At 72.3% G+C, this 9,069-nt stretch carries 11 protein-coding genes and 1 pseudogene; 2 read left to right on the top strand and 10 right to left on the bottom strand.

The window, feature by feature from the left end; all coding sequences use genetic code 11:
- Positions 1 to 2 precede the first annotated feature (2 nt).
- The gene (locus ABZ783_RS22765) at positions 3 to 761 is read right to left on the bottom strand and encodes a hypothetical protein (RefSeq protein WP_357441504.1); all 759 of its coding nucleotides are present in this window, start codon (positions 759 to 761) and stop codon (positions 3 to 5) included.
- A gap of 168 nt (positions 762 to 929) precedes the next feature.
- On the opposite strand from ABZ783_RS22765, the gene ABZ783_RS22770 reads away from it, so the two are divergent.
- Positions 930 to 1,646: a hypothetical protein gene (locus ABZ783_RS22770; RefSeq protein ID WP_357441505.1), complete on the top strand. Its 717-nt coding sequence runs from the start codon at positions 930 to 932 to the stop codon at positions 1,644 to 1,646.
- Positions 1,647 to 1,883: 237 nt separating this feature from the next.
- Positions 1,884 to 3,112 (top strand): annotated as a pseudogene (locus tag ABZ783_RS22775) (IS110 family transposase).
- Between the two features lie 41 nt (positions 3,113 to 3,153).
- Here ABZ783_RS22775 and ABZ783_RS22780 read toward each other — a convergent pair.
- The 9 genes from ABZ783_RS22780 to fabG form a co-directional block, all read right to left on the bottom strand.
- The gene (locus ABZ783_RS22780; protein ID WP_357441506.1) at positions 3,154 to 3,705 is read right to left on the bottom strand and encodes a GNAT family protein; all 552 of its coding nucleotides are present in this window, start codon (positions 3,703 to 3,705) and stop codon (positions 3,154 to 3,156) included.
- A complete protein-coding gene (locus ABZ783_RS22785) occupies positions 3,702 to 5,042 on the bottom strand; it encodes a methylaspartate mutase (protein WP_357441644.1) in 1,341 nt (446 codons plus the stop codon). The genes ABZ783_RS22780 and ABZ783_RS22785 overlap by 4 nt, the downstream gene beginning before the upstream one ends.
- Positions 5,043 to 5,062: 20 nt before the next feature.
- Complete coding sequence (locus ABZ783_RS22790) at positions 5,063 to 5,530, bottom strand: cobalamin-dependent protein (RefSeq protein WP_357441508.1); 468 nt, start codon at positions 5,528 to 5,530, stop codon at positions 5,063 to 5,065.
- A complete protein-coding gene (locus ABZ783_RS22795) occupies positions 5,527 to 6,150 on the bottom strand; it encodes a DsbA family protein (protein WP_357441511.1) in 624 nt (207 codons plus the stop codon). The genes ABZ783_RS22790 and ABZ783_RS22795 overlap by 4 nt, the downstream gene beginning before the upstream one ends.
- Before the next feature lie 20 nt (positions 6,151 to 6,170).
- Positions 6,171 to 6,986: an alpha/beta hydrolase gene (locus ABZ783_RS22800; RefSeq protein WP_357441512.1), complete on the bottom strand. Its 816-nt coding sequence runs from the start codon at positions 6,984 to 6,986 to the stop codon at positions 6,171 to 6,173.
- A 78-nt stretch (positions 6,987 to 7,064) separates the two neighbouring features.
- Positions 7,065 to 7,322 (bottom strand): acyl carrier protein, encoded by a 258-nt coding sequence (locus ABZ783_RS22805; protein WP_073836461.1) that lies wholly within the window; start codon positions 7,320 to 7,322, stop codon positions 7,065 to 7,067.
- A 36-nt stretch (positions 7,323 to 7,358) separates the two neighbouring features.
- Positions 7,359 to 7,841, bottom strand: coding sequence for a 3-hydroxyacyl-ACP dehydratase FabZ family protein (locus ABZ783_RS22810; RefSeq protein WP_357441514.1), 483 nt, complete (start codon positions 7,839 to 7,841; stop codon positions 7,359 to 7,361).
- Positions 7,834 to 8,250, bottom strand: a complete 417-nt coding sequence (locus ABZ783_RS22815; RefSeq protein WP_357441516.1) for a 3-hydroxyacyl-ACP dehydratase — start codon at positions 8,248 to 8,250, stop codon at positions 7,834 to 7,836. Before ABZ783_RS22815 ends, ABZ783_RS22810 begins: the two co-directional genes overlap by 8 nt.
- A 74-nt stretch (positions 8,251 to 8,324) precedes the next feature.
- Positions 8,325 to 9,062 (bottom strand): 3-oxoacyl-[acyl-carrier-protein] reductase, encoded by a 738-nt coding sequence (gene fabG, locus ABZ783_RS22820; protein WP_357441517.1) that lies wholly within the window; start codon positions 9,060 to 9,062, stop codon positions 8,325 to 8,327.
- Positions 9,063 to 9,069 lie beyond the last annotated feature (7 nt).

The following is a 9,069-nucleotide window of genomic DNA, read 5'->3' on the forward strand; positions in this document are numbered from 1 at the left end:
GGTCAGTCTGGGATGTTCCAGGCGGACGCGGTGAAGGTGACCGAACCGTCCTGGGGGGTGGCGGTCACCGAGAGGACCACCATCTTCCAGGTGTTAGCCGAGGAACGCGCGTCGTCGTACGAGGTGGTGATGCAGTAGACCTGGCCACGCCGCAGCGGCTGCTCCTCGCCCGCGATGGGGCTGGTGCGGATCTGGTCCGCGCACTCGCTCGGCTTCACGGTCGTCGAACTCACCTCGCTGGCGTCGACGCCGGACGTGAGGTTGAGGTACGGGGATCCCGAACCGCACGGCCGGTGGAACTCCAACTCCGCGACGCCCGCCGCGGTCTGCACACGCGGCTCGTCCAGGTCGATGTAGACCGTGTCGCTACAGCTGGAACCGACGGGCACCCGCAGGGTCTCCCCCGTGTACTTGTCCTCGTACCGGGTGCGGTCGTTCAGCTCGGGCACGGCACCGGACTCGGTGGGCGCCGGCGCATCGGCCGTCTGGTCCGCGCTGGGCGAGTCCGACGTCGTCGGCTGGCTCGGCGCGGCCCCCGCGCCGGGTGGCGACGCCACGGCGGAAAGCTTGTCGAGCGCCTCGTTCGCCCGGTCCGCGGCCCGCCAGGACAGCAGCATCGAGATGACGGCGAGCACCAGCGCCACCCCGGCGGCCGCCATGGCCACCAGGCCGGCACCGGAGTGGGGCCGGCCCGGGCCGCCGCTGGTCGACGGGCCCGCAGCGCCGTCGTTCGGCGCGGCGAAGGAATCCGGTGTGCTCATCGCCTATCCGTATCCTTTGGATCATCCACTGTGGTCGCCCGACACCGTATCGCACGGGAGCATCCGATAGGTTGTGCGAGATCCGGAGGTCGAACGTCCCTTGTACCTTGTCATGGTCCGGCAGAATGTCGCCGCGCAACGGCGCTTCGTTGACTCAGGTGGCGAGCGGTGAGCACATCGTCCCAACACGATCCGGCCGGTTCCGGCGCGGTGTCCGACGGTCGACGCCGGGGTGACCGCGCGACCACGGTCGGCACGATCATCGGTGCGGCGGGGCTGTTGGTGTCGATCCTGGCGTGGCAGTGGCCCAGGGACCCTGCGACCGATGCCACGCCGGCCCCACCGAGCGCCAACACCAGCCCGCCGGCCGAGACGATGGCCAGCCCGCCGAACGGCCCGACGAGCACGCCGCAGCCGACGCCGAGCGCCCCCGCCGGGCCGGGGGTATTCCTGACCGACGACCTCACCCCCGAGGCCGGCGGCGACAAGCTGGTAGAGATCCCACGCGCGGTCCGGGGTCGCCCCGACTACAACAGCCACGCCATCGCGATCCGGTGCCCGAGCAACGCCAGCGACGAGCCGGTCACGGAGGTGACCTACCTGCTCTCCCGGCACTACCAGCAGTTCGACGCGACCGTGCACCCCTATTACCCGCCCGACTCTGACGTCCAAGCGGCCACCTATGTCACCGCGATCCGTGGCGATCGGCAGCGGGACGGGAGCCTGACCACCATCGAGGCCGGCGCGCAGCAGCGGTCGCGGCCAGGTGCACCCCGCACGCTCACCGCCGTCGTGGAGAAGGCCGAAAAGCTGACCATACGGGTGGACTGTGGCGAACCGGCCGGGGTCGTGATGCTGACCGACGCCCGGCTGACCCCCGCCTAATGGGAGCTGTCGGGTGAGCCGTTGGCAGCCTCGACAGCGGTAGCCGCGGGCGGGTGAGCACTCTCCCCGCCTGGACTTGGTGAGTCCTGGGGTCAGAACGTGCCCCCGCCCGTGGTCGGGAGAGGAACCGCTGATGGGGTGTCGTGCCCGCTGACGTTGCGTGAGCACTGGTCCATTAGGCCGCCGGGCTCTTCCGCGGGCTGCCGACGGTGTCCCTGTGGTAGAGCGGAGGCGGGTGTGCTGTTCGTCGGTGACGACTGGGCAGAAGATCATCACGATGTGGAGGTGCAGGACCAGCACGGTCGGACGCTGCGGACCGTCCGGCTGCCTGAGGGTGTGGAGGGTATGGCCCGTTTCCATGACCTCGTGGCCGGGTTCCTGCCCGAGGATGCCACGCCGGCGCAGGTGCTGGTGTGTATCGAGACCGATCGCGGGCCGTGGGTCCGTGCCCTGGTCGCGGCCGGCTACCAGGTGTATGGGGTCAACCCGAAGCAGGCCGCCCGGCATCGGGAGCTCGTGTCGATCTCCGGTGCCAAGAGCGACAAGGCCGACGCGCACACCCTCGCAGACATGGTGCGGACCCGCCGGCACCATCTGCGGCAGGTCGCTGCGGACTCCGACATCGCCGAGGCGGTCAAGGTCGTCGCCCGGGCACACCAGACATTGATCTGGGAGCGCACCCGGCACACGCTGCGGCTGCGGCGGCACTGCGGGAGTACTTCCCCGCCGCGCTGCAGGCATACGAGGCGCTGGCACTCACCGGCTCGGACACCCTGGCGCTACTGGCCAAGGCACCGACCCCGGCCACAGCAGCCAAGCTCACCGTGGCGCAGATCGGTGCCGCGCTTAAACGAGCCCGCCGACGCGACATCCCCGCCAAAGCGGCAGCGATCCAGCAGGCACTGCGCACCGCGCACCTGGGCCGGCCCGAGATCGTCACCGGCGCGTACGCGGCAACCGTCCGCGCCACGGTGGCGGTCCTGCAGACTCTCAACGCCGAGATCCGCACCATGGAAGGCCAGGTCGAGGCGCATTTTGGCCAGCACCCGGACGCTGAGATCTACCTCAGCCAGCCCGGCATCGGCGCGATTCTCGGCGCCCGGGTGCTCGCAGAGTTCGGTGACGCTCCCGGCCGTTACACCGACGCCAGATCACGCAAAAACTACGCCGGCACCGCCCCGATCACCCGCCAATCCGGCAAGACCAAAACCATCCACGCCCGATTCGTCCACAACGACCGGCTCGTCGACGCCCTGCACATGCAGGCGGGCGCCGCGATCCTGCACGACACCGCCGTGCGCACCTACTACGACGAACTCCGCGCCCGCGACGTCAGCCACCCCGCCGCCCTACGCCAGATCGGCAACCGCCTCGTCGGCATCCTCCACGGCTGCCTCAAGACCCACACCCACTACGACCAGGCCACCGCCTGGTCACACCGAACCGTCGTACGCGCTGCTGCTTGACACCTCAGCTCCTGGGCTGTCTGACCCGGCCGCGCCGTCGGTCAGTCCGCGGCGGGTTCGCCGAGCGCGAAGACGACGACGCTCCGCTGGCCGCCGTCCCCCTCCGGCTCGATGCGAGTACCGGTCCGCTGGAACCCGCACTTCTCCGCCACCCGGATCGAGGCCGCGTTCTCCTCGTCCGCCTCCAGGATCACCTGCTCCAGAGCGAGGTCGGACAGCGCCCAACGGGCCAGCAGCCGGACCGCCCGGGGCGCGACACCCCGCCCCCGGCACTGCGGGAACACCCCGTACGCCACGGTGGCCACCGCGTCGCTGCGGAACTGCAGGTTGATGCTCCCGACCGGTTCGTCGGTCGCCGCGTCCGCGATCACCAGCGGGGCGGCCTTCCCGCTGCGCCACATCTCCCCGCCCCGCGCCACGAAGTCGCGGCGCGCCTGCGCATCCATCGGCTCGTCGTCCAGCCAGCGGCGGATCTCCGGATCGTGGCTGGCCGCGGCGATCGCCTCGACGTCGGACTCCCGCCGTGGCCGCAGGGCGACCGTGCCGTCAGTCAGCGGCGCGGCGGGCGGCACGATCGGTGTGGAACGGGTCATGGACGGTCATGGTACGACCGTTCCTGAGCCCGCTGACGGATGAACTCCGTGGCCGGCAGGGCCGTGGTGGGCCCGGGCCCGACCACCGGCGGCGGGACCGAGTCGTATCGGCCAGCCACGTACGACAGCGCGGCGAGCAGCCCGTCGCTGGTCATCTCCACCGGCCGCCCGGCGGCCGACCGGTCGACGGTCACCGGCATCCGGCCGGCCCGGGACCACGCCAGTCGGCCCCGGTCGCTGATGTAGCCGCGGGCCTGTCCGGCGTTGTCCGGGTGCAGGCAGTACGGGATGTCGAGGTAGCCGCGGGCGAAGGCACGGCGGAGGGCGACGCCCACGTCCTCGCTGAGCTCCAGCACCGCCTCGATCAGGGTCCGCGCCTCGGCGTAGATGCCGGTGTCCGGTACCTCGGCCGGGGCCGGCTGCTCGACGGCGGCGACCCGGGCGGCGTGCTCCAGCGCGGCCACGTTCTCCTCGACCGTCGGGATGCGGTGCGCCTCGGCCGGGGTCTTCACGATCAGGCGGGCCGCTCCGCCGCGTACCGCCAGCCGGGCGGCGGTGCCGAGCAGCCGCAACGCCCCCTCGGTGGTCCGTGGATAGACCCCCATGTAGGTGTAGAGCACCACGTGACTGTCCAGGTCGGGCAGCAGTTCGTCGATCAGCCGGCGCAGCGCGGCCAGCGCCTCCTCGTCCTGCTCGGGCGAGGTCTGCTGGGCGTAGCTCAGCGAGACGCTGCGCAGCCCGTGCTGCCGGAAGAACATGCCCTCCAGCACGGCCACGGCAAGCAACAGGCTGGGCGGGCAGAGCTGCCCGAGCAGGCAGCCACCGAAGCTCTCCAGGTGCGGTTCGACGCCGAGGTCCCGCAGCCGGGTGTAGCCGGCGCAGCAGCGCGCCCAGCTGTCGACCGCGTCCCGAAGCGGCACCCGGCTGTAGGGCAGGCAGTACGAGACGGGGCCGCCCTCGGTCGCGTCCACGCCGGTCCGCAGCAGGGCGGCGAAGATCTGCTCGGGCCGTGCCGAGCCGTGCCGCACCTGCACCGGCACGTCGTGCCGGTGCGCGGCGGCGAGCACCCAGCGGGTCACCTCCGGGGGGTGGTCGACGATCGGATACCCGTTCAGGGGTGATCCGTCGGCCAGCGCGCGCCGGGCAGCCGCGTGGTCACCGACCCGGGTGTAGCTGTCCAGCGTGACGGTGGCCGCGGTCGCCGCCCGGGCCCGCGCCACCGCGTCCAGCCCGGCGCGCATGGTGGCCGGGTCGCCGAAGCCCATTCGGGGCTGCACGACCAGCTCGCCCCGCGCCCGGGCGGCGGCGACGGCCGCGGCGAACGGACCGCGCGGCATCCCGGCGGCGCTCCGCTCGGTCATGCCGGCCGGTCCGCCGCGACGAGTTCGAGCCGGCCGAGGTACTCCAGGAAGCGGTCCCGGTCGGCTCCGTCGTCGAAGACGGCCGTGTAGCCGGCGGCGAACAGCTCGGCGACCTGTGCCCCGGTCAGGCTGCCGTCGACGCCCAGCTTGCCGCCGATGACGATCGGCACGTCGGCCAGGGCCGGGTCGGCGCGCAGCACGGCGGCCAGCCGTTTGCCGTCGGTGCAGCCGTGCCCGTTGACGCTGGAGACCACCACCAGGTCGGGGTTGTTCCGGCGGCACTCGGCGGCGAACAGCTCCTCCGGCACGCAGGCACCCAGGTTGATCACCCGGTGCCCGGCCTCCTCGAGCAGCAGTTGCAGGTAGACCAGGTTCCAGGTGTGCGCGTCGGAGGAGACCGTGCCGAGCAGCACGGTGCGGCCGCCGCCGGTCGCGGCCGGCTGGACCGGGGCCAGCACGGTCACCGGCGTACCCCTGCGGCGTGCAGGGCGTCGAGGAAGCCGTCCAGCCGCTCCAGGCCCCAGAACCGGTGCCGGCCCACGATGAAGTACGGCACCGCGAAGATGTCATCGTCGTACGCGCCGGCCAGGGCCTGCACCGCCGCCTCGCGCAGGCTCGGGTCGGCCGCGGCGCCGATCGCCGCGGCCGGATCGATCCCCGCCTCGGTGGCCAGGCCGGCCAGCACGCCCGGGTCGCTGATGTTCTCGCCCTGCTCCCACCGGGCGCGGACCGCCGCCTGGTAGAACTCCCAGGCGCGCCCCTGCTGGCGGGCGTACAGCCAGGCCAGGTGGGGCACCGCCCAGTCGACGTCCATGTCGGCCGGCCACACCATCCGGTACCCGAGCCGGTGCACCAGCCGGTTGGTGTCGGTCAGCAGGTACTCGTGCTTCGCCCGGCTGATCGGGGTGTCCAGGAAGCTCGAGTCCGCCTCGGCCAACGCGGCGCGCAGCCCGTCCTCCGGCACCCAGTGCGGCACGAAGGTGATGGCGTCCGGCGCTTCCGGCCAGCGTTCCGTGAGCTGGCGTACGGCGAGCCAGCTGCGCGGGCTGCGGAACGAGAAGTAGAGCCGGGGAGGCTTACGCATGTCAGGGGGTCTCCTCGGGGTCAGGCGACGGTCGGGGTGGGCAGCGCCGCGAGGAACCGCCGGATCTCCGCGGTCACCGCGGCGGCCTGCTCCAGGTGGCAGAAGTGACCGCCGTCGGACCTGGTGTGCACGGACGCCACCGGCATCGCCCGGCGCAGCGCCTCGGTGCGGGCGCCGGCGAGGGCCGGGTCGAGCGCGCCGGTGACCACCAGGGTGGGCACCGTGACGGTGTCGAGTCCGAGATCGGCGGTCGTGATGAACTGGCGGAGCAGGGCGACGAAGCCGAGCGGGCCGACCCGGTCGAGGGCCTTCGCGACCATGGTGTCGACCAGGTCCGGGTCCAGGGTGTGCCGCCGCCGGCCCAGCCGGAGCCGGAGTCCCTCGCCGATCACGGCGCGGAACCGGGCGAGTTCCCGGTCGAAGAGCTGCCAGCTGACCGGGTCGTCGAGGGGCCGGAAGTACGGGGCGAGCAGCACGACACCGTCCGCCGCGGGCAGTTCGGCTGCGGCGAGGAGTTCCAGCACCGCGTTCGCCCCGAACGAATGGCCCACCAGTAGGGCGGGCGGTTCGGGGAGCAGGGCCAGGGCGTGCCGCAGCAGCGTTGCGGGGCTGGTGCGGTGCACCCAGTCGTACTCGGCGCCGGCGCGCCAGGGCAGGTCGAGGGCGTAGGGGGTGAAGGGGAGGTCAGCGCCCAGCGCGTCGAGGAACGGCTGCCAGGTGTGCCAGGAGTCCTCCATGCCGTGCGCGAGCACCAGCGCCGGGCCGCTGCCCGGACCGCGGTACACGGCAAGGCGTTCGCCATGGCACTCGGCCTCGACGACGGGATACCAGGTCACGGCGTACCTCCGAGCCTCGCCCGCCGCGGGACCACCAGGCGGTGGCTGCCCGCGGCGGGACCGGGGCGGTCACGTGGGTCAGTCCTGCCAGCCGGCGTACTGCTTGACGACGTCGTAGACGGCGCGCAGGTTCTCCATCTTGGGCAGCTCGGTCTGCGGAATCTCGATCTTGTACATCTTCTCCAGCCGGGCCAGGATCTCGATCGCCCGCAGCGAGTCCGCCTCGTGGTCGTCGACGAAGTGGCTGGTCTCGGTGATCTCCTCGGGCTCCACCTCGAGCACCTCGGCGACGATCTCGCGCAACTCGTTCATCCGGTTGCTCATGACCTGGGTCATCGTGCTGCCTTCCCTTCTCTGGTGTGACTGGATGGCTCAGCCGGTCGGCCCGGCGGCCAGTTCGGTGTCCGGCCGGGCGACCGCGAGCATCGAGCCGACGACGGCGATCCGCCGCTCACCGACCCAGGTCTCGCCGCGCATGACCGCGCTGTTGGGTTTGAGCGACTCCACCACCACCTCGTGGCGCAGGACGTCGCCCGGGTACGCGGCGCCGAGGAACTCGAAGTCCCGGGCCGCGCCGAAGACGAGGGTGCCCTCCGGCGTCTCGCCGGTGGCCCGGGCGGAGAGCAGCCAGAGCACCGCCCCGGCCTGCCCGAGCGACTCCACCATCAGCGCCGCCGGATAGGCGTACGCGGACTGCGGCAGTCCCTCGGCGAGACCGGCGAAGCACGGCTCGGTGCCGGTGACCGCCTTGGTCGCCACGATGCGCCGCCCGGGTTCCACCTCGAGGACCCGGTCCACCTGCAGGATCGGGTGCCGGTGCGGCAGGATCGCGGTGAGGTCGGCGTACTCAAGCATCGGTCGCCCCCGACCGCACGCGCAGCTCCAGGGTGACCTTGGCGCTGGCCGCGCCGTCGCCGCGGCGGCAGTCGGCGACCACCCGGACCCGGCGCGGGTCGTTCGGGTCGTCGCGCAGCTGGCAGCTCACGGTGAGCAGGTCACCGGGCAGCAGTGGCGCCTTGAACCGCACCGACCGCACCGCGGCCAGCTCCACCCGGACGTCCGGGCCGCGGCTGGCCTCGACGGCCCGGCGGGCCGCCTGGTGGACCGTCTCCACGGTGAACACTCCCGGGTAGATGGGAAAGCCGGGGTAGTGGCCCGCCAGGTACGGGTCGGTGGCCACGATCCGCTTGGTCGCCGTGATGCCGTCGGCGCTCGTTCGCACCTCGTCGACCGCGTCCAGGGGTGCGGCGAAACTGCGGCTCATGGCCCTCCTCTCCGATTCGCTGTCCGTATTGCACCGGTGCCGGCTCGAGGCCGGCTTAAGGTCGGCTCGGGTCGTCAGAGCACGATCCCGCCGTCGACCTGCAGCACCTGGCCGGTGACGTACCCGGCCCGGTCGGAGGCCAGGAAGGACACCAGCTCCGCGACGTCGGCCGGCTGGCCGAGCCGGCGCAGCGGGATCATGCCGACCGCCTTCGCCTTGGCCTTCTCGGACAGCGCGGCGGTCATGTCCGTCTCGATGAACCCGGGCGCCACCACGTTCACCCGCACCCCGTACGGGCCCAACTCCTTGGCCAGGGCGCGGCTCATCGCGTTGATCCCGCCCTTGCTGGCCGAGTAGTTGGCCTGGGTGGCGTTGCCGTACACCCCGGCCACCGAGGACATGTTGATGACGGTGCCGCGCTTGCGCTTCATGAAGCCGAACACCACGGTCCGGCAAAAGTTGAAGGTGCCGGTGAGGTTGGTGTCCAGCACCGCCGCCCAGTCAGCGAACGGCATCAGCACCAACGGCTTGTCCCGGACGATGCCGGCGCTGTTGACCAGCACCTCCACCGGTCCGAGCTCCGCCTCGGCGGCGGCGACGAACGCGGTCACCGCGTCCGGGTCGGCCACGTCGCAGAGGGCGTGGAAGCAGCGCACCCCCCGCTGCTTGATCGCGTCGGCCGCCTCCGCCGCCGCCTCTCCGCCGCTGCGGTAGCAGAACGCCACGTCGTACCCGTCCTCGGCCAGTCGCAGCGCCACCGCGCGGCCGATGCCGCGCGAGCCGCCGGTGACCAGCGCGGTGCGCTGCTCCATCCGGTCC

The sequence above is a fragment of the Micromonospora sp. NPDC047738 genome (genome assembly GCF_040642675.1).
Lineage (GTDB): Bacteria > Actinomycetota > Actinomycetes > Mycobacteriales > Micromonosporaceae > Micromonospora.

Coding starts and splice junctions, on each gene's coding strand:
- fabG (WP_357441517.1), bottom strand. CDS start 9,062: ATGGAGCAGCGCACCGCGCTGGTCACCGGCGGCTCGCGCGGCATCGGC.
- ABZ783_RS22815 (WP_357441516.1), bottom strand. CDS start 8,250: ATGAGCCGCAGTTTCGCCGCACCCCTGGACGCGGTCGACGAGGTGCGA.
- ABZ783_RS22810 (WP_357441514.1), bottom strand. CDS start 7,841: ATGCTTGAGTACGCCGACCTCACCGCGATCCTGCCGCACCGGCACCCG.
- ABZ783_RS22765 (WP_357441504.1), bottom strand. CDS start 761: ATGAGCACACCGGATTCCTTCGCCGCGCCGAACGACGGCGCTGCGGGC.
- ABZ783_RS22795 (WP_357441511.1), bottom strand. CDS start 6,150: ATGCGTAAGCCTCCCCGGCTCTACTTCTCGTTCCGCAGCCCGCGCAGC.
- ABZ783_RS22780 (WP_357441506.1), bottom strand. CDS start 3,705: ATGACCCGTTCCACACCGATCGTGCCGCCCGCCGCGCCGCTGACTGAC.
- ABZ783_RS22785 (WP_357441644.1), bottom strand. CDS start 5,042: ATGCCGCGCGGTCCGTTCGCCGCGGCCGTCGCCGCCGCCCGGGCGCGG.
- ABZ783_RS22805 (WP_073836461.1), bottom strand. CDS start 7,322: ATGACCCAGGTCATGAGCAACCGGATGAACGAGTTGCGCGAGATCGTC.